The organism is Phenylobacterium ferrooxidans, assembly GCF_042714595.1.
GTDB classification, from domain to species: Bacteria; Pseudomonadota; Alphaproteobacteria; order Caulobacterales; family Caulobacteraceae; genus Phenylobacterium; species Phenylobacterium ferrooxidans.
Genome location: NZ_JAOTJD010000011.1, coordinates 73730 through 97920 on the forward strand (window position 1 = coordinate 73730; position 24191 = coordinate 97920).

The following is a 24191-nucleotide window of genomic DNA, read 5'->3' on the forward strand; positions in this document are numbered from 1 at the left end:
CATGCATCTAGCGGTCATCGGTCTGGGCCGGATGGGGGCCAATATCGCGCGGCGGCTGATGCGCGGAGGGCACACCGTCGTCGGCTTCGATCGCAACCCACCTCTCATCGAGGCAATCGCAGGGGAGGGCGCAATCGCTGCGTCATCGCTGGAGGACGTCGCCGCCAAACTGGCGTCCCCGCGCATCTTCTGGCTGATGCTGCCGGCGGGCCAGGCCACCGAGGACACCATTCAGACGCTGACGGGGTTCGCCGAGCCAGGCGACATCATTATCGACGGAGGCAACAGCTTCTACAAGGACGACATCCGACGGGCCAAGGAGCTTCAGCAGAAGAGCCTTCACTACGTAGATGTCGGCACGTCAGGCGGAGTCTGGGGCCGGGAGCGCGGCTACTGCATGATGATTGGCGGGGACAAGGCGACCGTCGCTCTGCTTGACCCGATCTTCTCAACCCTGTCGCCGGGGCTCGGCACCATTCCGCGCACACCGGCCCGCTTGGAACAGGAGGGTGAGGATCCGCGCGCTGAGCAGGGCTACATTCACGCGGGTCCCGCTGGCGCCGGCCACTTCGTCAAGATGGTCCACAACGGAATCGAGTACGGGTTGATGCAGGCTTATGCTGAAGGGTTCGATATCCTCAAGGGCAGGGCGTCGGACAGGCTGCCTGAGGACGAGCGCTTCGAGCTCAATCTGACCGACATCGCCGAAGTTTGGCGGCGCGGCAGCGTCATCTCCTCCTGGCTGCTCGACCTCACCGCCGCGGCCTTGGCCAAGGACCAGATGCTGAGCCCGTTCTCGGGCCGGGTCTCCGACTCGGGTGAAGGGCAGTGGACAGTCGACGCGGCGATGGAGGAGGCGGTCCCGATCAACGTCCTCTCCGCGGCGCTGTTCGCGCGCTATCGCAGCCGGGTGGAGCATACATTCGCCGATCAGGTCCTTTCGGCGATGCGCTTCGGGTTCGGCGGGCACGTCGAGATGCCGCAATGAGTAAGGCCCGGCGTTCGGCTGCGCATGGGCCATGCGACGGGCGGCTTGCTACCATCGTGGGAAGCCCCATCTGACGGGGCGTCAGGCCATCACAGTTGGAGATTTCAATGCTTAGCTATCGAGTGGACGACCTTAGCTGTGGGCACTGTGTCCAGGCAGTAACCGCAGCCATCAAGGCGCTGGATCCAGCCGCGGACATCGCCATTGACCTTGCCAGCAAGCGGGTCGACGTGCGGTCTGACCGCGAGCAGTCCGCTGTGGCGGGGGCGATCAGCAAGGCTGGCTATACGCCGGCTTTCTACGAACAGGACGAGGCGGCGGCGCCCAGCAGCGGCCCTTGCTGCTGCGGCTCGCGCCGCTGAATCGCAAGGAGATGACAGAGATGCTGACCCGTCGATATCTGCTGGCCGCCAGCGTGGCGCTCGTGTCCGGAGCACCCGCCCTCGCGGCGAGCCCGACCCCTGTGACGGTCTATAAGACCGCCAGCTGCGGCTGTTGCAAGGGCTGGATCACCCACATGCGCCGGGCGGGCTACCTCATCAAGGAGGTGGTCGTGGAGGACGTCAGTCCGCTCGGACGCAGACATGGCGTACCATTCGAGCTGTCGTCATGCCATCTTGCGACAGTCGGCGGCTATGTCGTGGTCGGCCACATTCCGCCGGCCGACATCGCGCGCTTGCTGCGCGAGAAGCCGAAAGCCCTGGGCATCGCCGTTCCCGGCATGCCGTTCGGGTCCCCCGGCATGGAGTCCCCAAAAGGGGAGGTCGAGGCCTACCAGACGCTGCTACTCATGCCGGGAGGCAAGACGCGGGTCTTCGCGCGGCACGGCTGATCTAAGCGTGAGTGGCGGCGCTGCCGTCGCAAGGGACGCCTACCCCGCAGCAGGGCTGAGCGGATTGCGCCAGATCTCCAACGCCTCGTCGGTCGCGCGTATCGAGGCGGGGCCGGAAGGCTCGCGGCCGGCGAGCGCCCGGATGGCGTCGATGGTCTCGGGGACAACAATGGCCTGATTGTCCACCATATAGGTATAGAACACCTCGTCGCCCTCTACGCGCAGCATGTCGGACCAAAGCGCAACCTCGTAGAGATCGCCCCGGGGGCGGCCGAGGTCCGCCATCAGCTCCTTCACCGAGTTGATCGCAGCTAGGCCATAGCTGTCGGGCATGAGGAAAATGCGGGGCGAAGCGCGGAAGGCGTCCAGCACCTCCTCCTTCTGGGCGCTTCGGGAAAGCTGAACCGACCAGTAGTGGAGGTGGGCGATCGTCTCGGGAACCTTGACGGCCATCGTCAGCACATCGAGGTCGGGATCGACCGTCTGAGCATCCGGACCTTGGTGGCTCGGGATCTCCGGTTCCGGCACCAGAGTGTTGATGATACCGCCCAGGTGACTCTCCCATGGGTCGGTGGCGCGCCGCATAAGCGTGCCGCGAGCGCGTCGGAGCAGCCCAGCCCGCTTCAAGGCGGTCAAGGTCCGCACGGTCGCTGTCGTATTGCAGGAGACGACCCGGGTCGCGTCGAGGCCGACTGCGCTTTCATAGTTGGATTCTGCGACGAAGGAGTGACCGGTTACGCCGTGCTTCTCGCCGCCCTGCACGATGAACTTTCGCCCGAGTTGGCGGTAGACGGGCACATTCACGGCGGCGATCCGCTTCGGCGTGCAGTCCACGACGACGTCCAGGGATTCGAGCAGGTCCTGCAGGCGCCCTTCCACAGGAATTTGGCTTGTCGCAAGGTGCTCATGCGCTTCGTTCGTGGCGGCGAACAAGGGGATGCCTTTGCGGTGCAGCGCGCGTGTACGCCAGTCGGCGGCGACGTCGGAGACCCCCACCAGGCGCATGTCCGGCTGGGCGCGCACAGCGTCAGCCACACGCTTGCCGATCACCCCATAGCCGTTCACGCCGACCCGAATCTTGCCTGCCATTTTCGCACCTCCTCCTTTTCCGATAAGATAGCCGTTGGGTCCGCCCGGGCGGTGCGATTTGGGCGCTAGGGCGGAGCCTTGATGCTTTCTGTTTGCCCCCGGTGCTGTAACGGACGCTCAGTCACAGCGTCTCTTACGTCTCGCCTTCAAAGACGCGCCGCGTTCCGGCTAGAGGCGTCGTATGGTTCAGGATCTCACCTGCATATGCACACTGTTCCGTCGCCGTCCCGCCCCTCTGGCCTGAGAGCCGCCGCCGTGGCCGCTTTAGCTCTCGCGGCCACGGCGCCATCCCCCATCGCCCTCGCACAGGTATCCGCACAGGATCACGCCGCGCATCACCCACCAGCCGCGGGTGCAACCTCGGACGCCGGTGCTGGAATGAGCGGAATGAAGTCGGCCCCGGGCTCGACCGCGGGCGCCGGCCCGGCACCAGCGCCCGCGGCCGGGGGCGGGATGGGCGGCATGATGGGGGACATGATGGGCACCTCCGGCATGGGCGGCGGCTCGGGTGAAGGCGCGGCCGGCTGCTGTGGCCCAATGGGACCCAAGCCCTTCTATGCGTCCATGATGGACTTCCCGAAACTGACCGATGAAGCGCGCGCGCGGATCCGACCTGAAGCGCTTACGCGGCTGGGATCGGGCTCGCAGGCTGTAACCGCGGGACAGGCTGCTCTGCATCGCGCTCAGGCCTCCAATGACGCTAGCGCGGCGCTCACCGCCTTGCGCGATATCAGGGGCGGCCTGTCCCTGGCGCAAAGCGGCGCCGGAGCGCTCAAGGCGCTCGACGAGGGCCAGTCGCCCGCGCGGGCCGCCCTGACCTGGTTCCGACGGGAGATGGCGCTGCCGCCAGCGGACCATTCAGGAATGGCCGGCGGTTTCCGCGGCCTATCCTGGCTGCACGCACTGTTCATGGTTCTTCTGACCGCCGCCCTCGCGGCGGCGCTTTGGGTTCAGTGGACGCGCGCCCGTCGCGTTGGGACGCTTGCCCAACGGCTGACGCCAGGCGCTCCACCTACGCCCTCGGCAAGGACCGGCGGCGCCGATGCGCCGGTTCCAGCGGTTGCTGCGGCGGCCAAGGCGGCGGAGGGGGGGGTGCCTCCCCGGCGCCCCTGGCTCGGCGTCTTACGTGTCAAGGCGATCTTCGAGGAAACACCTGGGGTGAAGACTTTCCGGCTGATGGAGCCGAACGTCGGGCCGTTCCCATTTACCTTCTTACCGGGGCAGTACGCGACAGTGACGTCGGAGATCGATGGCAAGAAGGTCCGCCGGTCCTACACGATCTCCTCGTCGCCCAGCCAGCGGGACTACATCGAACTCACCGTCAAGCGCGAGCAATACGGCCTGGAGTCACGCCATCTCCACGACCACGTGGACCCTGGCGACCTCATCGAGGTGGCCGCGCCCGCTGGTAGCTTCTTCTTCACCGGACAGGAGGCGGAAGGCATTGTCCTGATCGCGGGCGGGGTTGGCATCACACCCATGATGAGCGTGCTGCGTTACCTGACCGACCGAGCCTACCCACACGACATTTTCCTGCTCTACGGCGTACGCACGCCCGCCGACATCATCTTCCGTGAGGAACTGGCGCATCTTGCGCGCCGGCACCCGAACGTGCACGTCACGAGCATCGTGGCCCAGCCGGAGGGCAGCGACTGGAGCGGTCCGGTCGGGTTCATGACGCCCGAGTTCATCAGTGCGGCGGCGCCGGAGATCGTCCGCCGCCGAGTTCACCTCTGTGGCCCGCCCGCGATGATGGACGCGGTCAAAGGTGTCCTCCAACAACTTGGCGTGCCCGACGATCAGGTAAAGACGGAGGACTTTGCTCCTCCCAAAGGCGGGCCGGTTCTTGAAACCCAGCCTCCGCCGGCCGTGGTCGCGGGCGTCGTCGATGTGGCGCCTTCCTCTCCCTCCGCCCCCCCGTCCGCGCAATCGACGGTCACCTTCTCGAAGTCCAACAAGTCCGGACGCCTGGCCCCCGATCAGTCGGTGCTGGAAGCCGCCGAGGCGATCGGCGTGGCCATCGACTACGAGTGTCGCGTGGGGATTTGCGGACGGTGCAAGGTGCCGCTCCGGGAGGGATCCGTGACCATGGAGGTTCAGGACTCCCTCACAGAGGAAGACAAGCGCGACGGGATCATCCTTGCCTGCCAGGCGAAGTCCGTCGGCGACCTCGTCGTGGGTGCATGACATGACGCGCAGTGAGAAGGTCATCGTCGAAGGACTGTTGAGCGCGATGGCGCTCACCGCGCCCGCTTTTCTGTTCCACTCCGCCCCGCGGTTCCCCGGCAGCTTGCCGGGCAGTGTCCTGGGCATCGCAGCGGCACTTCTCTTCGTGGCCTTGCTCACCTACACGCTGGTCAAGCGCCAGGGGCGGGTCAAGGCGCTCGTCACCGGACGCGTATCCCTAGGCCAAGTGCTGACCTTCCACGTCTATGCCGGCGCGATCGGGGCGGTCCTGGGCGTCCTACACTCTGGTCACAAGTTGGAAAATCCCCTGGGCATCGGACTTATGGTCTCGATGCTCCTCGTCGTCGCCAGCGGCTTTGTCGGACGGTACTTCCTGGTCGAGCTCGGCCAGGATTTGCGGGATCAACAACGCCAGCTTTCTGTGCTGCGCGATCGCTACGACAGCCTCGCCCTGGCCGCCGCCGGACTCAAGGATGAACTCGTAGTCGATCCCTCCGGCCTCAGAATGGATCACCTGCTGGGCGCCATTTCCGATCTGGAGTTCGCCATCGGCGCACGAGACACTTTGAAGCGCTCGCTCAATGGGTGGGTGGTCATCCACATCCTCGCCGCCATCGTTATGTACACGCTGCTCTCGCTCCACATCTGGTCTGGCGTCTACTATGGACTGAGGTGGCTCCCATGAAGATGCCGGGGCCGATCTACGCGGCGCTGAGCGTATTCGGCATGGTCTTGGTCGTTGGGGTCGTGTGGACGCTTTGGCAGGGTGGCGGTCACGCCTTGCCCGGATGGACCGGCGCGGTGCGGCCGGGCGCCTTATCGGAAGCCCACGCTTTCCTGGGCGACAAGTGTGAAAGCTGCCATGCACCGGTCAAAGGCGTGACGGCGCAGAAGTGCGTCACCTGCCATGCGCCAGCGCAGGAGTTGCTAATGAAGCCGGCGACTGCGTTCCACCAAAACATTGGGGATTGTAAAGGCTGTCACGTCGAGCACCAGGGTCGCGACGTCCGGGCTATCAAAATGGATCACGCTGTGCTCGAAGTGATGGCACAACAACGCGATGGCGGCTCGGGGAGCTTGCAGTGCGCCACCTGCCATTCCCTCCAAGATCCTCATGGCGGCTTCTTCGGGAAGCAGTGCGCCAGTTGTCACCAGACCGAGAGCTGGGAGATCAAGAGCTTTCTCCATCCGAGCCCCAAATCCACCGACTGCGCGCAGTGCCACAAAGCACCGCCGAGCCACTACATGATGCACTTCGAAATGATGGACCGTTCGATCTCGGGCCAGAAGGGGGCTCGGGTCGAACAGTGTGAGCTCTGTCACCAGACCGACTCGTTCAACAACATCAAGGGCGTTGGCATGGTGAAGGTGCATTGATGACCGAGCCTCTCGCGATCGCCGCCCACCGGCGTCTGGACGGCGGTGGATGAGTCGCAGCGCGCGCCTTTGCGCGTCACCAGAGCAGCCGAAGCCCAACGGCACGCCCTTCCAGAGCGTGGCCCTTCTGCTACAAGGCGGCGGCGCCCTAGGCGCCTACCAGGCCGGCGTCTACGAGGCGCTCGCCGAGAGAGGCGTCGAGCCCACCTGGCTCGCCGGCATCTCCATCGGCGCGATCAACAGTGCAATCATCGCCGGCAACGCGCCGGCGGTACGGGTTTCAAAGCTTCGCACGTTCTGGGACGCGGTGAGCGCCAATCGCTGGCCAGTACCTGCCTACAAGACCGATCCTTGGCGGACCGGTCCCTTCCGCGGCCTGCTAAACCAGTGGGCTGCGGCTGGCGTAATGCTTACCGGCGTCCCAGGCTTTTTCTCTCCGCGATTTCCGCCCCCCGGGCTGCATGTCTCCGGCGCAGAAGCGGCGGTCAGCTGGTACGAGGCCGGCGAACTTCGCGCCATGCTGGAGCGCTTGGTCGACTTCGAGCTGATCAACCATCCGTCGGCCATGCGGTTCAGCGTCGGCGCGGTAAACGTGCGCACGGGAAACTTCGCCTATTTCGACAACGCCACCGACACGATAGCCGCCGAACACGTCATGGCGAGTGGCGCTCTGCCTCCGGCCTTTGCGCCCGTGGAGGTGGACGGGGAAGCCTATTGGGACGGAGGTCTGGTCTCCAACACCCCCCTGGACTGGGTCCTGTCTGCGCGCTCAGGGCTGGACACTCTTGTGTTTCAAGTGGACCTCTGGAGCGCTCAAGGCTCGCGGCCAAGCGACCTCGCAGGCGTTGCGGTCCGAATGAAAGAAATTCAGTATTCCAGCCGGACACGCGCCGCGACCGACCGGTTTCGTGAGCAGCAACAACTGCGTGCGGCCCTCCAGGACTTGATCCAGAGCCTGCCCAAGGAGCTCGTTTGCACGCCCGAAACTATGCGGCTGGCGGAAGCCGCCGATCTGGCCGGCTTCAACATTGTTCAGCTCATCTACCGCTCGCCAGCCTATGAGCAAGCGTCGAAGGACTACGATTTCTCCCGCCGCAGCATGGAGGACCATTGGCGGGCGGGCTACGAGAACGCGGCCGAAAGCCTCAAGCATCCGCAGACGCTCAGCTTGCCGAGAGCGCCCGGGGAGGTCGCCGTCTACGACTTCCTCCGTAGCGCCGATGATTCACGCGCACAACAGGAGATCGGATGAGGCTCGCCCACCGATCGGTTCCAGTTGATGGGATTACCGACGGTGATACTCCTGGCCTAGCCAATTGTGCTCAAGCGCGCGGATGTGAGCGACCACCGAGCAAAGAACGCCGTCGACTATCCCAACAATATGAAGCCGTTCGCGCCCTCGATGGCCCCGAGGATCCTCCAGCGCTTGGCCAGCGTCAGTTCGCCGTAGCCGATCGCGAAATATGTGACCGTAGAGAAGTAGAGAGCCGGCCCAGCCTCCGACGAGGTGGATGAACCCACAACCAATCGGCGTTCGCGAAGGCCCCGTCGGAGATCCACTTCATGTAGGCGGACGAGCCCGACTTGCACCCGCCGCCGGCGCCCAGTCGGCCCGAGGTAAGCTAGAGCTTTACACTTCTCAGGCGCAGAGCGTTGGTGACGACGCTAACGCTGGACAGCGCCATGGCAGCCGCTGCGATGGCAGGCGAGAGCAGCCAGCCAAAGACGGGGTAGAGCACGCCGGCGGCCACCGGCACGCCAGCGACATTGTAGACGAAGGCGAAAAACAGGTTCTGGCGGATGTTGCGCATCACGGCCCGGGACAACCGCCGCGCCTTCACGATCCCTTGCAGGTCACCCTTGAGCAGGGTGACGCCGGCGCTTTCAATGGCGACGTCGGAGCCCGCGCCCATGGCGATCCCGACGTCCGCGGCCGCCAAGGCCGGTGCGTCGTTCACGCCATCTCCCGCCATGGCCACCTTGCGGCCCTCGGCCCGGAACTTTTCCACCACGGCCGCCTTATCCTGCGGCAGCACCTCCGCTTCGACATCGTCGATCCCGAGCTTGCGGGCCACCGCAAGCGCGGTCGTCCGGTTGTCGCCGGTCATCATGACAAGCCGCACGCCTTCGGCCTTCAGGAGGCGCACGGCTTCCGGCGTAGTGGCCTTGATGGGGTCCGCGATTGCGAACACCGCGGCGGCCTGTCCGTCCACCGCCATGTAGATCGCGGTAGCGCCGTCAGCGCGGAGCGACTCTGCCTGACTATCGAGTCCGCTAGTGTCGACGCCCTGTTCCTTCAGGAACTTGCCGGATCCGAGCACCAGACGCCGCCCGTCGATCGATCCCAGAACGCCCTTGCCCACAGGCGAGTCAAAGTCGGACGGCTCTGAAAGGCTTAGCTTGCGATCGTTGGCGGCGCGGAGGATGGCGTCCGCGAGGGGGTGCTCGCTGCCACGCTCAAGGCCGGCGGCCAGGCGAAGCACTTCCGCCTCGTCCCACCCCGTGGCCGGCACGATGGAGGTGACCGCGGGCCGCCCCTCGGTGAGAGTTCCGGTCTTGTCGATCACCAACGTGTCGATCTTTTCGAAGCGCTCCAGGGCCTCGGCGTTCTTGATCAGCACTCCGGCCCCGGCGCCGCGACCGACCCCCACCATGATCGAGATCGGCGTCGCCAGTCCAAGCGCGCACGGGCAGGCGATGATCAGCACCGAGACCGCCGCGATGAGGCCGAAGGCAAGCCTCGGTTCGGGACCGAAGACCCCCCAGGCGGCGAATGCCAGGACGGCGATCACGATCACCACCGGGACGAACCAGCCTGACACCTGGTCGGACATCCGCTGGATCGGCGCCCGGGAGCGTTGCGCCTGGGCAACCATGTGGACGATCTGCGAAAGAAGGGTGTCGGCCCCGACTTTCTCCGCCCGCATGACGAACGAGCCCGTCTTGTTGATCGAGCCCCCGACGACCTTGTCGCCCGGCTTCTTGGTCACCGGCATCGATTCCCCGGTGACCATGGACTCGTCAATCGACACGCGGCCGTCCACGACCTCGCCATCGACGGGGACCTTCTCGCCTGGCCGCACGCGTAGCTGGTCGCTCACTAGGACCTGATCGAGCGTCACTTCTTCGTCCACTCCGTCGTTCCGGACCCGCCGCGCAGTCTTGGGCGCAAGGTCCAGCAGCGCCTTGATCGCACCGGAGGTCTGCTCCCGCGCGCGCAACTCCAGCACCTGCCCGAGAAGCACCAGCACCGTGATCACAGCAGCGGCTTCGAAATAGATCGCAACGCTGCCATCGGCGCGCCGGAACGCCGGCGGGAAGATGTGCGGCGCGAGGGTGGCGACGATGCTGTAGGCCCACGCCACCCCGATCCCCATGGCGATGAGGGTGAACATGTTGAGATTCCGCGTCCGCAGCGACGCCCAGCCGCGCTCGAAGAACGGCCATCCGGCCCACAGCACCACGGGCGTCGCCAGCACCAGTTGCACCCAGTTGGACGCGGTCGGCGAGATCCAGCGGTGCAGGTCGAGGAGATGCCCCCCCATTTCGAGCGCGAGAACGGGCAGCGCCAGGGCGAGGCCGACCCAGAAGCGGCGGCTCATGTCGATAAGCTCGGGGCTCGGGCCGCTGTCGGCCGTCGCCAACTCGGGTTCGAGCGCCATGCCGCAGATCGGGCACTTGCCGGGACCATCCTGTCGGATCTGCGGGTGCATCGGGCAAGTGTAGATATCTCCGCTGCGCGGGACCGGCGGCCGAGTTGGATTCTCGGCCAGATACTTCGCGGGCGCGGCGATGAACTTCGTACGGCATCCGGCCGAGCAGAAGTGAAACTCGGCGCCCTCGTGCACCGCGTGGTGGGATGACGTAGCCGGATCGACCTTCATTCCGCAGACCGGGTCGGTCGCGGTCTTGCCGTGCTGCGCGGGTTGGGCGCTGCCATGCCGATTGGGATGCTGTGCGTGATCATGATCGCCCATGCTTGGATCTCCTCGGCACAACATATATACCCCCATGGGGCATTGTTCAAAACCCAAAGCAAGTATACTACAACGTCGAACCGAGGCCCGCATGGAACACGCTGACAAGCCACGTCTGCTCAACCGCCTCAATAGGATCGAAGGGCAGGTGCGGGGCATCGCCCGCATGATGGAACAGGACCGCTGCTGCCTCGACATAATGACGCAGTTGCATGCCGTCAGGGCCGCTGTTCGGCGCGTGGAGTCCGCGCTGCTCAAGAAGCATCTAGAGGACTGCCTGACCGACGCGATGGTGAGTGTTGATGAAGCGGAACGCCACCAGAAGACGGCGGAATTGATCGCATTAATGGAGCGCCATGGTCGCTAGGTGTTCAGTCCCGAGGTCAAGTGGACGGTATCGAGCCTGAAGCGTTGCGGTTCATCAGCCCATGCCTTGCAGATGGCTTCGTAGGGTGTGAGGCCTCGTAAGGTCTTAAGCCGCCTGGCGAAGTTGTAGGCGTCCGGGAAGGCGGCGAGGTGGTCCTCAAGCTGCCGGTGAAGGCTGTGGCCGCCATGCCCGTGGCGCGCTTCACCAGCCGGGCGAAGGCGTACTTCGATGTCCGGTCCACGGCCACGAAGAGGTGGAGCTTACCTTCCTCGGTCCGGACCTCGGCGATGTCGATGTGGAAGTAGCCTAGTGGGTAGCGCTTGAAGGGTTGCTTGCCGGGCTTGTCGCCGGCGATCTCGGGTAGCCGGCTGATGCCGTGGCGCTGGAAGCATCGGTGCAGGGCTGAGCGGGTCAGGTGCGGGATCGTCGCCTGCAGGGCGTACAGACAATCGTCCAGCGGCAGCAGCGTGTGCTTGCGGAAGGCGACCACCACGGCCTCTTCCTCGGCCGTCCGTACCGTCGAGCACGGCGCCTTGGGGCCCATCGGCGCGTCCTCAAGGAAGCTCGGCTTCCGCCACTTGGCGACGGTCTTGCGGTTGAGGCCATACCTCGCCGCTAGCTCTTTGAGCGGAGCCTTCGATCGCTGTATCGCCGCTCGGATGGCGTGCGTGGTGGTGGCGCTGCCGTGGAGTATCTGCCCATAGCTCCTCCCGGCGTGAGCACTCAGCTAAACTGAGTCCCCCACACATCGGGACTGAACACCTAGCCCGGGCCTGCCGGGAACACTCAGCCCCAGTTGATCAAGATCAAAGTGGCAAGACTTAGCAGCTGCTAGCCAGGGTGGGTGCAGAAGGCCGTTCGCTCGGTCTCCACGAAACCATTATGGACCTCATATGCGCGCACTGTTTATCGCTATCGTCACCTTCAGTCTCACCGCGGCGGGCCAAGGCTTCGCCCAGCAAGCGCACAGCGGCCATCTACCCGCCCCCGCGTCGGCCGTCACCACCAAGAATCCGGCGAACCCCACGCACGAAGAGTGCAAGAGTGTCATGGGCCGCAAGATGGACGGCCATGTCTTGCACGACCACTCTGCCGAGAAGGGCGCGCCGAGGCCGCAGATGCGGCACCCGCTCAGCAAGGCCGCGATGGACAAGATGCACGGCAAGTGCGCGACGAAGATGGCGGAACCCAAGAAGTAGGCGCCCGGCCAACGATAGTTTTCCTCACACCATCAACGCACACCGCGAGAACCCCAGATGCCTACCCGGAACACCCTCCTGCGCCCGGCCATGATGGGAGCGGCCGTCTCGCTGCTTTTGCTCAGCCTCTCGGCCTGCGAGGGAAAGACTAGCCCAGAGGTCCCACCCGCGGCGGCTACCACTGCGGGGGCGGGCGTTTCGACTGCGCCCCAGGCGACGGCCACGCAAGACGACGAGCGCCACGGCGCCGACGCCCCCGAGTCCCTCGAAGAGGCGCGCGCCGAAGGCCACCGAGAAGGCATGGACATGGAGCGCGATGCGCATGAGGGCGGCATGGAGATGGGCGCCAAGGCTCATGCCGACGGTATGAGTACCCGGGGCGATAACGACGCCATGTCGATGAAGAAAGCCGACCCGCCGATGAAGATGGATGGTCACATGTAAGTGGCAGTGGCGGGCTCTCTCGGCCCGTTTCCGCGCCTTGCGCCGTAAACCCCCTAAGAGAGCACAATGATCAATCTCGAAAGATCCATCACACATGTCGTGACCGCCACGGCGCTCGCTTTAAGCCTAGCGGCATGTGAGCAGAAGCCGACCACGGAGAAGGGGTCCAAAGCGGCGCAGGATGCAGCGCCCGCCGCCGCCAGCGCAATCTCAGGCGGCGAAGGCGAGTCGGAGACCCAGGCGGGATTAACCGGAAAAACCGGCGACGATCATCCCTACGACGCGCGGGGGGGGATGGAACGGGGCCGCGAAGCGCGCGCGCGCGCGCACGGGATGGGCATGGCGCCTAGTCCGGACTCGCCCGCCGACAACCATCCCCAGTAGGTAGATTGTCGAAATCGCCCCGAGTGCATGCGACCAGGTCATAGTCATTCAGCTGAATTGAGCAGGCTGGCACCCCCTTGTTAGCGCGCGCTCGGCGCCGGCGGCGTCGCGTGTGATGACCAGTGAACGTGGACGATGCGCCACCCCGCAGGAGTCCTGCGCAGGACCATTGTCTCGGTCGTCAGACGATCCAACACTTTGTCCCCAGAATGGCCCTGGACACGGCCTTCGGTGGCGATCCAGGCGATCCCGCCCGCCGCCGCGCCAACGCGCTGCCGGATCGACGCGCTTGCATCGCGCTCAAACTTGATGTCGGCGGCCAGATGTTCCGCAGTGTAAGCGGCTTTCGACCGCTCCGCGCCACCGGCTTCGAAAACCAGAGCGTCGTCGCTCATCAGCGCCGTCGCTCCATCACCATCTCCCGCCTTCAAGGCTGCGTGGAAGGCGTCAATGGTCGCGGCAGCATCCCCTGCCTCGCCCGAAAGCGCCGCGACGACATTAGCTATCGGCTGCAAGACGGCCGGGTGCCCGGCGCTCGCCGTCGGCATGGCAACGAGTGCTGACGTAGCGAGAACGGCGACTGCGCTGCGTGGGAAGGATGTCATTGGAGACCTCAAAGGGAAGAAGGGGCGGCATCGCGGCTTGTGCTCGGAGGAACGGGCGACGAGCATACGTGTCTGCGGAGGGAATGGGTTTGTCCGACGAGTTGACGCGTGAACTTCTGAGCCGCTGGCGGAACGACCCGACGGGCGCCTATCATAGCTGGTTCCTCTGGGAGGAGCGGCTAAAGAACTTCCGCTCAATCCGACGCGGCGTCCAGCAGGTCGCCGCTGAGATCAGGGATGATCGATTCGGCGTATCGTACCGCGGATCGTCCCTGGAGACCGTCGTCCATTCGATCGCCGAGCAGCGGCAAGTGTTCAAGGGAGCCGACCACGCCTTCCTTTGGAAACCTAAGCTGCGCATTCCGGACATCTACGAGCACCCGGGAAATCAGCGTGCTTTCGGCCAACTTCTGCACGCCTGCGTCTGTTGCGACACCGAAGAGCATGTCCTGACCGAGATCCACCGGATTGATGCGCTGAAGATCAAGGGCCTGGGCCCGGCAGTCGCCAACATCCTCTACTTCTTGCACCCCACCATCGCGCCGCCGTTTAACACGGCCATCGTGCGTGGCTACAACGCCTTGACCGGCGCCAACGTAAAGCTCGGGCGTTGGGATCAGTACTTGGCGATGCGGGAGGGCCTGATCGCGTTCAATCGTAGGCACAGGGATTTGCTGTCTAATGACCTCGGAGCCGCGGCGGCGTTCTGCTTTGACCTTGGCATGGGGCTATATGCGCCGCCGCCTCGTTCTGACGACGCCGCGACCAAAACCGCCTGGGCGGCTGACTTGGCGAAGGTTCGCGCCGCCGCCAAGCCGATGGCGGGTGAGGCCGAGGAGCGCACCCACACGGAAGTCCAGGGCTGGCTTCGCGACCTTGGAAGGGCGCTTGGCTACGGCGTTTGGATCGCGCGGAATGATCGGGGCCGAAACCATGGGCCGGGCCGCCTCGGGGACCACTGCCTTGAGAAGTTGCCCCCCGCGGTGGACAGCCGCCCCGGCGCCGAAGCTGTGCGCCTCATCGACGTGCTGTGGCTTGATGGGAACGGCGAGATCGTCGCGGCCTTCGAGGTCGAGCATACGACCTCGATCTATTCTGGCATCGTCCGAATGCTCGACCTCGCGCTGGGTGGCGGAGCCACCCAACTCCACAGCCTATTCCTTGTCGCCCCTGACAAGCGCGAGGCTGATGTGCGGTCGCAGATCTCCCGTCCTGCTTTCAGCCGCATCGCCAACCTCAGCATACGCTATCTGCCGTATAGCGCGCTTGAGCAGCATCGCGAAGCGATTGCGCGCTTCGGCGCTGGCGTGGCTGTCTTGGAGACGATTTCCCATCGGCTCACCTAGTTGAGGATCGCAAGTCGGCGTCGAGCCGCTCGGCCAGCAACTTGCGGGCCAAATAGAGTCGCGTTTCGAGCGTTTTAACTCGCCGGGCGCAAAGAGAATGGAAGCCGGGCCCATCGTCACCTCGATGACCCCGACCTCGCGGACGTCTGATCAGAGCCATCGACCTCGACCCTGGCAAAGCCGGAGACAGCCGCGGCCTGCTGCGCATCTCGGCGCCAGGTGAAGAGCTGGGCCTTGGACAAGCCATGCCGATCAGCCGTCTCGCCAACCGACGTCGCATAGCTCTCGGCGATGATCTCGGCCTTGGCCTCGGCGCTCCAGCGCCGCCGCCGCCGCCCAGATCCTGTGAACACCTCGAATCGACGCGCCGCAGGCATCATCAGCACATCATCAGCACACCAAGCCAACTCGACACATCGGCCGGGAGACTCCGCGATCAACGCGCCCCTGGGAAGGTGGGGGGCAAAGCCCCGCTTACGCCGGAACGCCCGGGCCTTGGGCTGAGCTGATCCCGAACCCGCTCAGGTGATGCCGAAGGGCGTTGATCAGGTTGTCCTTTGGCGGACTACGAGATCGCGCGTCTTGTGGGGCATCAAACCGCTTGCTGGACCTCAATCTTCACGGCAACCAAACGTGACGACCTCGGCGATATTCTCCGCATCGGTCTTGCCCCGCTTAGCATAGGAATTCACATAGGCTTCTGGCCTCAGCCGCGCCTCGTGGCCGATGACATTGCTGCGGGCCACCGTGATTGGCCGACGCCCGCGCTTCGATCGTACACCTTAGCCTGCGGGAACCCCTGAAGGGCCCGACACAACGCTCGCGCGCCGCCGGGCAGAATTGCGGCGACGCGTGAGCTTTAAATTAGCCGCCGTGCGACTTTAGCCAAGCTTCAAGTTCGCTCGTCCCTTTTGTGTTCTCGTCGATCGTCTTCTGAGCGATTTTCTTCGCGTCGGCGTCGCTACCGTGGCGAAGTTCGATTTGGGCCATGTCAATAGCGCCTTGGTGGTGTGCCATCATCTTGCGAGCGAACGTGACGTCGGGAGTTGAGCCCTTCGCGTTCATCATGGCCTGGTCCATCTTCTTCATGGCCGTCATGTACTCGTTCATGGCCATCATGTTGTGATCGCCCTTCATCCCTTTCATCCCCTTCATCCCGCCCATCGCGCTGTGGTCCATGCCTTTCATAGCCCCTTGACTGGACTGAGCCGAAGCCGTGGTGACGGAGAGCGCTAGCGCAGCAATCGCGGCGAGGAGGGTCGTTGTCTTTCTCATGATCTCTGTTCCGTGCTGACAAATAGGGAGGCGCGTCCGAGGCAGCCGGCGGATCGCGCAAACAAGTAGAACATCCAGAGAGCGCCTTCGTTGCTTGACGACTGAAGATCGGCGAGACGGCCAAAATTCCAAAGCTTGGAAGGGGAGCGGTGAGCCAGTGGCTTCAGCCTGCGCGAAGGAGGACTGCCAAACGCGCCTCCTGCTCCCGATCGGCAAGTTTCGGGTTTGGTAGCTTTTCGGTGCGGGCCTGATCCCTGCTTGCTGAACCACGAAACGAGGGCCTGGGCTCGGCGCCTCCTCAGACGGTCATGTTGGCCCGTTCCGTCGCTAGGTTGGCGGGCCGACAGATCTCCGGGCACCTCGCGGCGCGCGGCAGCGCAGATCGCACAGGTTATCCCACGCAGTGACTGAACGATCGTTGCGTCGGTAGATCTGCGATCGGTCTTATTGGCGATTCGTGCGCGACAAAGCGCGCGCCTCGGAACGGTCGGCGTCCAGGGTTCTGGGAACATTAGATAGGCCAACCACTCGGTCGACAGCCACCAGAAGGGGATGGCCGGCGATCGCATCGCAATCAGCGTGGGTCAGACCAAGCCGAAGAGGATGACGAGGGCGTTAACACCCAGGCCCGTGCGGTCAAGGACACCAGCCATTGGCATCGCGTCCCACGTCCACTGCAGCTGGTGGTGGAACAACACCATCCCCCAAAGCGAGGACGAAGCAAATGCTAGTGCGTGCAGGAAGATCGGCCGGGAACGGTTGTCCTGCCTTGCCCGCGTCGGGTTCGCTACGAACCCTTCCTGCGCCCCTGCGTCCCCGACTCTATAGTAGACACGCGACCCTTGAGGCCGGAGCCCTCAAGTGAGGGGATATCGTCAGGGAATGCGTATAGTGGCTGAACAAGGTGGGATGTTGCGATGAACGACAGACTTGATGAAGCGCTGAGCATCCTTCGATCTCAGCCCCCCCCCGTAAGCTGTCATGAGCTGGAACTTAACGTCTGGCGGGGCATCGACAGAATTCGCCAGGCCCGGGCGGCGGCCCCAGCACTCTTCGCCGTTCGCGCAGCAGCCCTTTTAGGCGCGCTGGGCCTCGGCGTAGCGAGCGGCGGCGCGACGGCGTCCGCCCTGGCGGCGGAGCCACAGGAGATGTCCGCCTTCTCAGTGAATGCGCAGCTGGCGCCCTCGACGCTGCTGGATCACCACAAATGAACGTGTTCGGCCGCGGGTTCATCCTTACGCTTTTCCTGACGGTGATCGCGGCCGTGGGCGGGACTTGGATAGGCGCGCGCTACATTTACGAGCAGCGTCACCAACCCTCGCTGCATGAGTTCGTCCATGACGAGCTGAAGCTCTCGGCCGAGCAGCGAAGGCGGCTGGGCGTGCTCGAGCAGGACTTCGCGGTGCGTCGCCGGGCGCGCGAGGCCGAGTTACGCTCCGTCAACGCCGAGCTCGCCCGCGCCATCCAGATGCGTCACGAATATTCGCCGGAGGTGAAGGCCGCGGTCGACCGCTTCCACGACGCCATGGGGGGCCTTCAAAATGAAACTATCCTGCACGTCCTGGCGATGCGCACCGTGTTGACGCCCGACCAGGCCGCACGGTTCGATGAGCGCGTCGCCGAGGCCCTCACCGAATCGGCCCTGTGACGGCTGGAGAAGAGACGGACGACGAACTCGTCTTACGAGCACTGGGCGGGGAGGATCGGGCGTTCACCACGCTCATGCAACGCCATCAGGCGCCCCTCTATGGCTTCGCGCGCCGCTATGTTGGCGATTCCGAGGCGGCCGGAGACGTTGTGCAGGAGGCCTTTGTGGCCGCGTGGAAGGCGCTCACGCAGTTCGACAGCCAGCGGAGCTTCCCCGTGTGGCTCCGCGCCATAGCGCTGAACAAGTGCCGTGACCGCGCTCGCCGTCTGGCGGTGCGCAAGCTCATTCTCGGTGAGAAAAGCGACCAATCGTTCGAGGCCCAGGCGCAGCCGGATCCCGCGCCAGACGGCGAGGAGTCCGTCTTGTTGGCGGAGCGACGAGCGGTTGTCCAGCAGGCCATCGACCGACTGCCGGTCAAGCTCAAGGAGCCGTTGCTTCTGACGTATTTCGACGAGCTAACCCAGCAGGAAGTCGCCTCACTGCTAGGCGTGACGGTCAAAACGATCGAGACACGGGTCTATCGAGCGCGCCAGCAGCTCGCCGAGATTCTCGACCGTTCGGCAATTTCGGACAAATTCGTTTAGGGGTGAGCTCCGCAAGTCGCGTATGCAGAGAGGCGGGCCGCTGAACCCTTTCCACATCACCAGCCGCTGCTTCGTCGTCAAATGATCGTAGGAATTTGTATGCCCATCCAGCCGAGCTTCGAGTGGGGTCGTACCTCATTGTAGTCACGCCGCCAGTCCTCCAAGACGGCGCGGGCATGCGGCAGAGATCGGAAGAGGGTCTCGTTCAGAGCTCGTCGCGCAGGCGGCCGTTGAAGCTCTCGTTGTAGCCGTTCTGCTGCGGCTTGCCCGGGGCGATGTAATGCCAGCCGACGCCGGTCTCGTCGGCCCAGCCGAGGATGGCGTTGGAGGTCAGTTCCGTGCCGTTGTCGATCATGTCCGGGCGTCCGCGCTGAGCGATGATGGCGTCCAGCTCGCGCGCCCGCGCGCCACCCGGCGTCCCGACAGCGAGGTATCGGCCACCAGGGCCAGGCACTCACGAGTGCAGTTGTCGATCATTGTCAGAATGCGGAAGCGCCGCCCGTCGGTCATCTAGTCGGAGACGAAGTCCAGACTCCAGCGCTGGTTGGCCGCCAGCGGCGTCTCGATCGGCCGACGCGTCCCGATGGCGCGCCGTGTCGCTTGGTAGCTCACGCTCGCCCGTTCCACCCGATCACCCGGCACGCCCGCCGCTCACTCGTCTTAGGGGTACTGCAGATACGCTGCAGCCTCCCGATGCGCGGCGGGCGTCAACACTTTTTCCCGGCAAATCCTTCAGCGCGACGTTGTCGAGCATCGCGTCGGCCAGCATCCGCTTCAGCTTGCCCTTCCATCTTCCAGCGCCTTCAGACGCCGGGCCTCCGACACATCCAGGCCTCCGTACTTAGCCTTCCACTTGTAGAAGGTCGGCGAGCTCAGCCCGTGCTTCCTGCACAGATCCGCCACCGGTACGCCGGCCTCCTGCTCGCGCTGGATCCCAATGATCTGCTCTTCCGTGAACCTTGATCGCTTCATTCGTCCGTCCCTTTCCTGGGGCGGACCCTAATTATTTCTGGAGGAGTTTCAGGGGGTCACGTCACCCTCACCCCGCACCAAAAGGATCGGCAGTTACATTTGGACCGTTAAAAACTCTGCTCTGAACCGGACGGGCGTTTAAGTATACTTGTCCCAAGCCGCAACCACTCTGAAGCGCGGGGCTAATGTCAGTGCCACACCTCCGCAGCACCACGGCCACCGCGCTGGCGTCCGCGAGCGCCAAAACCGCGCTTCAGACGCCAGCGCTCAAGGCTATTCGGACGCCGTGGCGATGGAACCGGGCGCTAGGCGTGACTTGCTGTGCGATTCCGTTGTCTCCAACCAAGGCTGTCTCGCCGATGCGAACGATCACAAGCGATCGGGCTATCGCACTCGACACTCCGCAGGCGCCGCCCAGGGACAAAGAGGCGGCGCTGACTTCTACTTGGCGGAGGTCAATTAGACGCCTCCAAGAGCCTATTTGCCTAGCAGCTGGCGGCACTGCGCATGGGTCATGGCCATTGTGTTCACCGCCCCGCTCTTTTCCGACGAGTGACTGTGCGTGGTGCCCTCGCCCATTTCTAGCATCTGTTCGCAAGCCGCTCGCTGCTCAGCGGTCGGCGGCTCATTGGTGGTCGCGCACGCGGCAAGCACCGCCGCCGACACGGCGATCGCACCCAAGGTGTTCACTCTCTTCAACATCATTCTGTCTCTCCTGCTAAGCGATGGATTGCACCTATACCATGATGCGGCTGATGAGCGGCACAGGGTTTCTTCTGTCTGGATATCGAACGGTGAGCTGAAAATATGAGCAGACTGGCCCAAGAATGCTTAAAATGCATGCCGAATTGACCTCCAGATGAAATGGACCCGTTCCGTCGCAGAGATCGGGGTTTGATGTATTTTCACCTCTCTTCTGCTGCCGGGCGGCAAGGCGCGGGTGTTCGCGCACTGCGCCTTGGGTGGGGGCGCAGGCGCGCCGCGTCGGAGCCGCGACATCTCAAATTGGCGATGGCCGTGATATCGCCTAGGGGAACCTTCAAGTTTAGGCCTGTCGCCGGGCCTGCCGCTGTTAACGACTCGGGCGCGACCTTGAAGTCCTTAGTCATGCTGGCAGTCGGCATCGGAATCTGACCGTGGTTGACCGTGATTGTTGGGGCGGCGGTGTGACGGGGGGGCCTAGGGGGCGATCGCCGGGAGGGCCGCGCCAAGCATCAGCCAAAATGGCTGCCAGATGGACTCCGCCTGAGGAGAATCGTGTGTGACGAGGAAGCATCGGCGGCCGGTCAACCGGCCGCCGACACCCTCGCTCATCGCGCGTCTAAGGGGATCAGGGCGCGCGACGCGATCTCGGGGGGCCGACCGAGCCGCCGGGGGCGTCGGCGGGAACCTGCTCCCGTATGGTCATGCACTGCTCGCGCATGGCTTGCCCACCCCTCATCAGCGGACAGCCGTCCTCCCGCCTGGGTGCGTTGATAGGAGCGCGCCGGAAGCGCCGCCGTCACGCCACCTTGGAGATGCCGTCACGCCACCTTGGAGATAGAGGCGAGAACCAAGCTGATGTCGTCGTGGGGGACGAGACTCTGTCCTTGCGGGGTCGCAACAAGGGGCGGCCGCGCCGCCGGCGTGGTGTATGCCCCGCATGTCAGGCATGGCGATGCTCCTCGTCGCATCGCCATGAAGGCGGGGAAATTTCCGCCTTCTCGGTCCAGGCGGAACTCGCGCCCTCGACACTACTGGATAATCACCGGTGAGCGGGACTAGCCGCGGGCTTCTCCTCACGGTAATCCTGACCGTCCTGGCGGCGATCGACGGCACTTGGATCGGCGCCCGTTTTATCTACGAGCAGCGTCACCAGCCGTCGCTGCACGAGTCCACAAGGAGCTGCGGCTCACGGCGGAGCAGAAGCAGCGGCTTGAGGTTATCGAGCAAGACTTTGCGGTGCGCCGCCGCGCGCGAGAGGCGGAGCTTCGCGCCGCCAACGCCGAACTGGCCGCGCCATCCAGGATCGACATAAATATTCCCCGCAGGTTCAGGCGGCCGTGGAACGCTTCCACGGCGCCATGGGCGAACTGCAGAAGGAAACCATCCTCCATGTGCTGGCCATGCGCACCGTGCGCACGGCCGATCAGGCTCTGCAGTTCGACCAGCATATCGGCGCAACCCTGACCGAACAGGCGCCGTAAGGAAAAACGAGGTCCCAGACCTCGACCTGGTCGCGCGCGCGCGCCGGAGAGGACCGGGCGTTCAGCGAGCTCCTACGGCGCCACAAGCCGGCGCTCTACGGCTTCGTGCGCCGATACGTTGGCGACGCCGACGCAGGGGTCGAGGTGGTTCAAGAGACCTTTATCGCCGCATGGCGGGCGCTCGCGCGCTACGACGCGCGTCGCCCGCTCGCGGTGTAGCTCCGGGCTATCGCACCGAACAAGTGCCGCGACCGGTCGCGGCGGCTCGCCGTCCGCCGTTTCATCCGCGGCGACAAGGACGACCAGTCGTCCGAAGCCCAGGCCCAGCCCAACCCGACGCCCTTCGGCGAGTCGCGACCGATCCCTGCCCAGCGCCGGGCCTCGATCCAAAAGGCGATCGATCTGCTTCGGGCAAAGCTCAAGGAGCCGCTGCTGCTGACCTACTTCGATGAGCTGAGCCAGCAGGAGGCGGCCGACTTGCTAGGCGTCACCGTCAAGACCATCGAAGCGCGGGTGTATCGCGCCCGTCAGCGGCTCGCGGAACTTATCGACTGCGCAGCTATTCGGACTCCGAATTCCTCAGGGGCAGCCGTCCGCGCTGCGTACTCCTAGGGTGGGGTGGCCGCTTGACCCTCCCACTGTGGGAAGCCCTATCTCCGCTGAGATCAGAACGCAGGACCTTTGATGCCCCGGCGCTTAGCCCACTTCGACCGCCGTTCGTTCCTGCGAGGCGCCGCGCTTCTAGGCGGCGGCGCAGCCATTAGCGCGCTGCTCCCCAGTTGGGCGCTCAGCGCCTCTCCGGGGCTGGTCTCCACCCTGCCGACGCTGTCGGGTGAAGACATCAAACTCACAATCGGCCACACGCCGGTCACCATCGACGGCAAGTCGCAGCATGCGGTGACCATAAACGGCACGGTCCCTGGTCCGCTACTGCGGCTGAGGGAAGGCCAGCGCGCGCGGATTTCGGTGACCAACACTCTGGACGAAGACAGCTCCATCCACTGGCATGGCCTCCTCGTCCCGTTTCAGATGGATGGCGTGCCCGGCGTGAGCTTCCCCGGCATCCCGCCTGGGGAGACGTTCGTCTACGAGTTCCCGGTCATCCAGTCAGGGACCTACTGGTATCACAGCCACTCCTCGCTCCAGGAAGCCGAAGGCCACTACGCGCCGATCGTGATCGAGCCGGCCAAGCCCGATCCGGTCGTCGCCGAGCGCGAGCATGTCATCGTGCTCGCCGATCACAGCGAGATGCACCCGCACCTGGTCTTCAAGCGACTGAAGCAGCAGGCCGGGGTCTTCAACTACCAGCGCCAGACGATCGCCGGCCTGCTGTCGGGCAAGGACCAGACGCTCGCCGAGCGGATCGAGTGGGCGAAGATGCTCATGGACCCGACGGACATCTCCGACGTCACCGGCTCGGCGCAGACCTTCCTGGTCAATGGCCATGGTCCCAAGGACAACTGGACCGGGCTCTTCACTCCCGGCGAGCGGGTGCGGCTGCGCTTCGTCAACGCCGCGGCCCAGATGATCTTCAATGTCCGCATTCCGGGCCTGAAGCTCACGGTCGTGGCGGCGGACGGCCAGAATGTGCGTCCGATCGAGGTGGACGAATTCCAGATCGGCAATGCTGAGACCTACGACGTCATAGTGCAGCCCACCGAAGACCGCGCCTACACTCTGGTCGCCGAGGCCATCGACCGATCGGGCATGGGACGCGCAACCCTCGCGACGCGCCCAGGCATGAGTGCTGCTGTACCACCCCTGCGGGAGCGGCCAATTCTGACCATGAAGGATATGGGCATGGATATGTCCGCCCATGGCTCCCCGGCGAGCGCAGACCCCGCGGGCACGCCTGGGATGGACCATTCAAACATGCCCGGGATGACCCCGGCGGCCATGGCCGGAATGAACAACCCAGCGATGCCGGGAATGGAACACGCAGCGATGGCAGGTATGTCGGCCATGGCGCCGCCCGGCATGGCCGCCCCGCACAAGCGCGGCTCGGACATCATGGGCGACATGGGGGGCATGAAGATGAACATGCTCGACTGGTCAAAGGCTCCTCAGATCAAAAAGGGCCCTGGTGTGCAGATGATCACGCCGATGCCGATGGACAGAACCGGCGAGCCGGGCCTGGGCCTTGAAAGCGTCGGTCACCGGGTGCTGGTCTACAAGGATCTGGTCGCTCTCGAGCCGAACCCCGACGCCAGGCCGCCTGACCGCGCCTTGGATATCCACCTAACCGGAAACATGGAGCGTTTCTGGTGGGGCTTCGATGGCTGGAAGTTCAGTGAAAACCCGCCGCCCTATTCCTTCCGGTCAGGCGAGCGCGTGCGCATCACCCTGATTAACGACTCCATGATGACCCACCCGATCCACCTGCATGGACACTTCTTCGAGCTAGTCCATGGCCCCGTGGGGCACATGCCGCGAAAGCACACCGTAAACGTGGCGCCGGGGGGGAAAGTGACGTTTGATGTTACGGCGGAGGCCGGGGACTGGGCCTTCCACTGTCATATGCTCTACCACATGCACGCCGGCATGTTCCAAGTGTTCAAGGTGCGCCCGGCGCAAGGAGCGGCGGCATGATCCGGTCGTCTCTCCTCGCTCTGGCGCTGGCGGGTTCGGCGAGCGCCGCCGCGGCGCAAGCGGCCGATCCGCACGCCGGCCACGTCATGCCTGCGCAACCGGCCGCCCCTCAGGCGGCGCAGCGGACGGCACCGCCGCGCCC

The 24191-nt window shown here is 64.7% G+C and carries 26 protein-coding genes and 2 pseudogenes; 18 read left to right on the plus strand and 10 right to left on the minus strand.

Annotation, left to right across the window (positions count from 1 at the left end; all coding sequences use genetic code 11):
* The first annotated feature begins 1 nt into the window (after position 1).
* The 3 genes from gnd (at position 2) to OCL97_RS07805 (ending at position 1820) form a co-directional block, all read left to right on the plus strand.
* Entirely contained in the window at positions 2–988 is a 987-nt protein-coding gene (gene gnd / locus OCL97_RS07795; protein WP_377369086.1) for a phosphogluconate dehydrogenase (NAD(+)-dependent, decarboxylating), read from the plus strand.
* A gap of 107 nt (positions 989–1095) precedes the next feature.
* Complete coding sequence (locus OCL97_RS07800; protein WP_377369088.1) at positions 1096–1350, plus strand: heavy-metal-associated domain-containing protein; 255 nt, start codon at positions 1096–1098, stop codon at positions 1348–1350.
* Positions 1326–1820, plus strand: coding sequence for a DUF411 domain-containing protein (locus tag OCL97_RS07805; protein WP_377369089.1), 495 nt, complete (start codon positions 1326–1328; stop codon positions 1818–1820). Before OCL97_RS07800 ends, OCL97_RS07805 begins: the two co-directional genes overlap by 25 nt.
* A 39-nt stretch (positions 1821–1859) precedes the next feature.
* Here OCL97_RS07805 and OCL97_RS07810 read toward each other — a convergent pair whose 3' ends face one another.
* On the minus strand, positions 1860–2909 hold the full coding sequence (locus tag OCL97_RS07810; protein ID WP_377369091.1) for a type II glyceraldehyde-3-phosphate dehydrogenase: 1050 nt from the start codon (positions 2907–2909) through the stop codon (positions 1860–1862).
* 462 nt (positions 2910–3371) lie between these two features.
* Here OCL97_RS07810 and OCL97_RS07815 point away from each other — a divergent pair, with 462 nt between their 5' ends.
* Genes OCL97_RS07815 through OCL97_RS07830 form a run of 4 tightly spaced genes read left to right on the plus strand, consistent with a single transcriptional unit; the run spans position 3372 to position 7725 of the window.
* A complete protein-coding gene (locus OCL97_RS07815; RefSeq protein WP_377369093.1) occupies positions 3372–5096 on the plus strand; it encodes an FAD-binding oxidoreductase in 1725 nt (574 codons plus the stop codon).
* A 1-nt stretch (position 5097) separates the two neighbouring features.
* Positions 5098–5781, plus strand: coding sequence for a hypothetical protein (locus OCL97_RS07820; RefSeq protein ID WP_377369095.1), 684 nt, complete (start codon positions 5098–5100; stop codon positions 5779–5781).
* Positions 5778–6473: a cytochrome c3 family protein gene (locus OCL97_RS07825; protein ID WP_377369097.1), complete on the plus strand. Its 696-nt coding sequence runs from the start codon at positions 5778–5780 to the stop codon at positions 6471–6473. Before OCL97_RS07820 ends, OCL97_RS07825 begins: the two co-directional genes overlap by 4 nt.
* A gap of 49 nt (positions 6474–6522) precedes the next feature.
* Positions 6523–7725, plus strand: a complete 1203-nt coding sequence (locus OCL97_RS07830; protein WP_377369099.1) for a patatin-like phospholipase family protein — start codon at positions 6523–6525, stop codon at positions 7723–7725.
* A 116-nt stretch (positions 7726–7841) separates the two neighbouring features.
* Here OCL97_RS07830 and OCL97_RS07835 read toward each other — a convergent pair whose 3' ends face one another.
* Together OCL97_RS07835 and OCL97_RS07840 are read right to left on the minus strand one after the other, a co-directional pair.
* Positions 7842–8063, minus strand: a complete 222-nt coding sequence (locus OCL97_RS07835) for an ion channel (protein WP_377369101.1) — start codon at positions 8061–8063, stop codon at positions 7842–7844.
* Between the two features lie 32 nt (positions 8064–8095).
* Complete coding sequence (locus tag OCL97_RS07840; RefSeq protein WP_377369103.1) at positions 8096–10450, minus strand: heavy metal translocating P-type ATPase; 2355 nt, start codon at positions 10448–10450, stop codon at positions 8096–8098.
* A 91-nt stretch (positions 10451–10541) separates the two neighbouring features.
* On the opposite strand from OCL97_RS07840, the gene OCL97_RS07845 reads away from it, so the two are divergent.
* The gene (locus OCL97_RS07845) at positions 10542–10817 is read left to right on the plus strand and encodes a metal-sensitive transcriptional regulator (RefSeq protein WP_377369105.1); all 276 of its coding nucleotides are present in this window, start codon (positions 10542–10544) and stop codon (positions 10815–10817) included.
* Here the strand turns inward: OCL97_RS07845 and OCL97_RS07850 are convergent.
* Positions 10814–11544, minus strand: a pseudogene (locus tag OCL97_RS07850) (IS481 family transposase). The gene OCL97_RS07845 and the pseudogene OCL97_RS07850 sit on opposite strands and share 4 nt — an antisense overlap.
* A 166-nt stretch (positions 11545–11710) precedes the next feature.
* Between OCL97_RS07850 and OCL97_RS07855 the strand changes: the two are divergent.
* From OCL97_RS07855 to OCL97_RS07865, 3 genes are all read left to right on the plus strand, one after another.
* Positions 11711–12016 carry a hypothetical protein gene (locus tag OCL97_RS07855; protein ID WP_377369107.1) on the plus strand — a complete coding sequence of 102 codons (306 nt, stop codon included), beginning with the start codon at positions 11711–11713 and terminating at the stop codon, positions 12014–12016.
* Positions 12017–12073: 57 nt separating this feature from the next.
* On the plus strand, positions 12074–12460 hold the full coding sequence (locus OCL97_RS07860; protein ID WP_377369109.1) for a hypothetical protein: 387 nt from the start codon (positions 12074–12076) through the stop codon (positions 12458–12460).
* Between the two features lie 66 nt (positions 12461–12526).
* On the plus strand, positions 12527–12844 hold the full coding sequence (locus OCL97_RS07865; RefSeq protein ID WP_377369111.1) for a hypothetical protein: 318 nt from the start codon (positions 12527–12529) through the stop codon (positions 12842–12844).
* An 80-nt stretch (positions 12845–12924) separates the two neighbouring features.
* Here the strand turns inward: OCL97_RS07865 and OCL97_RS07870 are convergent, their stop codons facing one another.
* Positions 12925–13392 (minus strand): YybH family protein, encoded by a 468-nt coding sequence (locus tag OCL97_RS07870; protein WP_377369112.1) that lies wholly within the window; start codon positions 13390–13392, stop codon positions 12925–12927.
* A gap of 146 nt (positions 13393–13538) precedes the next feature.
* Between OCL97_RS07870 and OCL97_RS07875 the strand changes: the two genes are divergently transcribed.
* The gene (locus OCL97_RS07875; protein WP_377369114.1) at positions 13539–14795 is read left to right on the plus strand and encodes a type II restriction endonuclease; all 1257 of its coding nucleotides are present in this window, start codon (positions 13539–13541) and stop codon (positions 14793–14795) included.
* Positions 14796–14911: 116 nt separating this feature from the next.
* Here OCL97_RS07875 and OCL97_RS07880 read toward each other — a convergent pair whose 3' ends face one another.
* From OCL97_RS07880 to OCL97_RS07890, 3 genes are all read right to left on the minus strand, one after another.
* The gene (locus OCL97_RS07880) at positions 14912–15175 is read right to left on the minus strand and encodes a transposase (protein ID WP_377369116.1); all 264 of its coding nucleotides are present in this window, start codon (positions 15173–15175) and stop codon (positions 14912–14914) included.
* A gap of 231 nt (positions 15176–15406) precedes the next feature.
* Positions 15407–15541 carry a hypothetical protein gene (locus OCL97_RS22655; protein ID WP_457852593.1) on the minus strand — a complete coding sequence of 45 codons (135 nt, stop codon included), beginning with the start codon at positions 15539–15541 and terminating at the stop codon, positions 15407–15409.
* 118 nt (positions 15542–15659) lie between these two features.
* On the minus strand, positions 15660–16070 hold the full coding sequence (locus OCL97_RS07890) for a DUF305 domain-containing protein (RefSeq protein WP_377369118.1): 411 nt from the start codon (positions 16068–16070) through the stop codon (positions 15660–15662).
* A 1207-nt stretch (positions 16071–17277) separates the two neighbouring features.
* Between OCL97_RS07890 and OCL97_RS07895 the strand changes: the two genes are divergently transcribed.
* Both OCL97_RS07895 and OCL97_RS07900 read left to right on the plus strand, forming a co-directional pair.
* Positions 17278–17718, plus strand: coding sequence for a periplasmic heavy metal sensor (locus OCL97_RS07895; protein ID WP_377369120.1), 441 nt, complete (start codon positions 17278–17280; stop codon positions 17716–17718).
* Positions 17715–18302 (plus strand): RNA polymerase sigma factor, encoded by a 588-nt coding sequence (locus OCL97_RS07900; protein WP_377369122.1) that lies wholly within the window; start codon positions 17715–17717, stop codon positions 18300–18302. The genes OCL97_RS07895 and OCL97_RS07900 overlap by 4 nt, the downstream gene beginning before the upstream one ends.
* Positions 18303–18379: 77 nt before the next feature.
* Here the strand turns inward: OCL97_RS07900 and OCL97_RS07905 are convergent.
* Positions 18380–19274, minus strand: a pseudogene (locus OCL97_RS07905) (integrase core domain-containing protein).
* A 477-nt stretch (positions 19275–19751) separates the two neighbouring features.
* The gene (locus OCL97_RS07910) at positions 19752–19979 is read right to left on the minus strand and encodes a hydroxylase (RefSeq protein WP_377369124.1); all 228 of its coding nucleotides are present in this window, start codon (positions 19977–19979) and stop codon (positions 19752–19754) included.
* Positions 19980–21316: 1337 nt separating this feature from the next.
* Here OCL97_RS07910 and OCL97_RS07915 point away from each other — a divergent pair.
* The 4 genes from OCL97_RS07915 to OCL97_RS07930 all read left to right on the plus strand — a co-directional run bounded on the left by OCL97_RS07915 (position 21317) and on the right by OCL97_RS07930 (position 24049).
* The gene (locus OCL97_RS07915; protein ID WP_377369126.1) at positions 21317–21460 is read left to right on the plus strand and encodes a hypothetical protein; all 144 of its coding nucleotides are present in this window, start codon (positions 21317–21319) and stop codon (positions 21458–21460) included.
* A gap of 105 nt (positions 21461–21565) precedes the next feature.
* Positions 21566–21679 (plus strand): sigma factor, encoded by a 114-nt coding sequence (locus tag OCL97_RS07920; protein WP_377369128.1) that lies wholly within the window; start codon positions 21566–21568, stop codon positions 21677–21679.
* Positions 21680–21742: 63 nt separating this feature from the next.
* Complete coding sequence (locus OCL97_RS07925; RefSeq protein WP_377369138.1) at positions 21743–22072, plus strand: RNA polymerase sigma factor; 330 nt, start codon at positions 21743–21745, stop codon at positions 22070–22072.
* 72 nt (positions 22073–22144) lie between these two features.
* Entirely contained in the window at positions 22145–24049 is a 1905-nt protein-coding gene (locus tag OCL97_RS07930; protein WP_377369130.1) for a copper resistance system multicopper oxidase, read from the plus strand.
* Positions 24050–24191 lie beyond the last annotated feature (142 nt).

What these genes read in the sequence shown, in the direction of transcription:
- OCL97_RS07880 (WP_377369116.1), bottom strand. Translation starts at nt 15,175, where the DNA reads ATGATGCCTGCGGCGCGTCGATTCGAGGTGTTCACAGGATCTGGGCGG.
- OCL97_RS07815 (WP_377369093.1), top strand. Translation starts at nt 3,372, where the DNA reads ATGATGGGGGACATGATGGGCACCTCCGGCATGGGCGGCGGCTCGGGT.
- OCL97_RS07890 (WP_377369118.1), bottom strand. Translation starts at nt 16,070, where the DNA reads ATGAGAAAGACAACGACCCTCCTCGCCGCGATTGCTGCGCTAGCGCTC.
- OCL97_RS07840 (WP_377369103.1), bottom strand. Translation starts at nt 10,450, where the DNA reads ATGGGCGATCATGATCACGCACAGCATCCCAATCGGCATGGCAGCGCC.
- OCL97_RS07800 (WP_377369088.1), top strand. Translation starts at nt 1,096, where the DNA reads ATGCTTAGCTATCGAGTGGACGACCTTAGCTGTGGGCACTGTGTCCAG.
- OCL97_RS07855 (WP_377369107.1), top strand. Translation starts at nt 11,711, where the DNA reads ATGCGCGCACTGTTTATCGCTATCGTCACCTTCAGTCTCACCGCGGCG.
- OCL97_RS07865 (WP_377369111.1), top strand. Translation starts at nt 12,527, where the DNA reads ATGATCAATCTCGAAAGATCCATCACACATGTCGTGACCGCCACGGCG.
- OCL97_RS07860 (WP_377369109.1), top strand. Translation starts at nt 12,074, where the DNA reads ATGCCTACCCGGAACACCCTCCTGCGCCCGGCCATGATGGGAGCGGCC.
- OCL97_RS07830 (WP_377369099.1), top strand. Translation starts at nt 6,523, where the DNA reads ATGAGTCGCAGCGCGCGCCTTTGCGCGTCACCAGAGCAGCCGAAGCCC.
- OCL97_RS07810 (WP_377369091.1), bottom strand. Translation starts at nt 2,909, where the DNA reads ATGGCAGGCAAGATTCGGGTCGGCGTGAACGGCTATGGGGTGATCGGC.
- OCL97_RS07845 (WP_377369105.1), top strand. Translation starts at nt 10,542, where the DNA reads ATGGAACACGCTGACAAGCCACGTCTGCTCAACCGCCTCAATAGGATC.
- OCL97_RS07825 (WP_377369097.1), top strand. Translation starts at nt 5,778, where the DNA reads ATGAAGATGCCGGGGCCGATCTACGCGGCGCTGAGCGTATTCGGCATG.
- OCL97_RS07870 (WP_377369112.1), bottom strand. Translation starts at nt 13,392, where the DNA reads ATGCCGACGGCGAGCGCCGGGCACCCGGCCGTCTTGCAGCCGATAGCT.
- OCL97_RS07820 (WP_377369095.1), top strand. Translation starts at nt 5,098, where the DNA reads ATGACGCGCAGTGAGAAGGTCATCGTCGAAGGACTGTTGAGCGCGATG.
- OCL97_RS07895 (WP_377369120.1), top strand. Translation starts at nt 17,278, where the DNA reads ATGAACGTGTTCGGCCGCGGGTTCATCCTTACGCTTTTCCTGACGGTG.
- OCL97_RS07910 (WP_377369124.1), bottom strand. Translation starts at nt 19,979, where the DNA reads ATGATGTTGAAGAGAGTGAACACCTTGGGTGCGATCGCCGTGTCGGCG.
- OCL97_RS07930 (WP_377369130.1), top strand. Translation starts at nt 22,145, where the DNA reads ATGCCCCGGCGCTTAGCCCACTTCGACCGCCGTTCGTTCCTGCGAGGC.
- gnd (WP_377369086.1), top strand. Translation starts at nt 2, where the DNA reads ATGCATCTAGCGGTCATCGGTCTGGGCCGGATGGGGGCCAATATCGCG.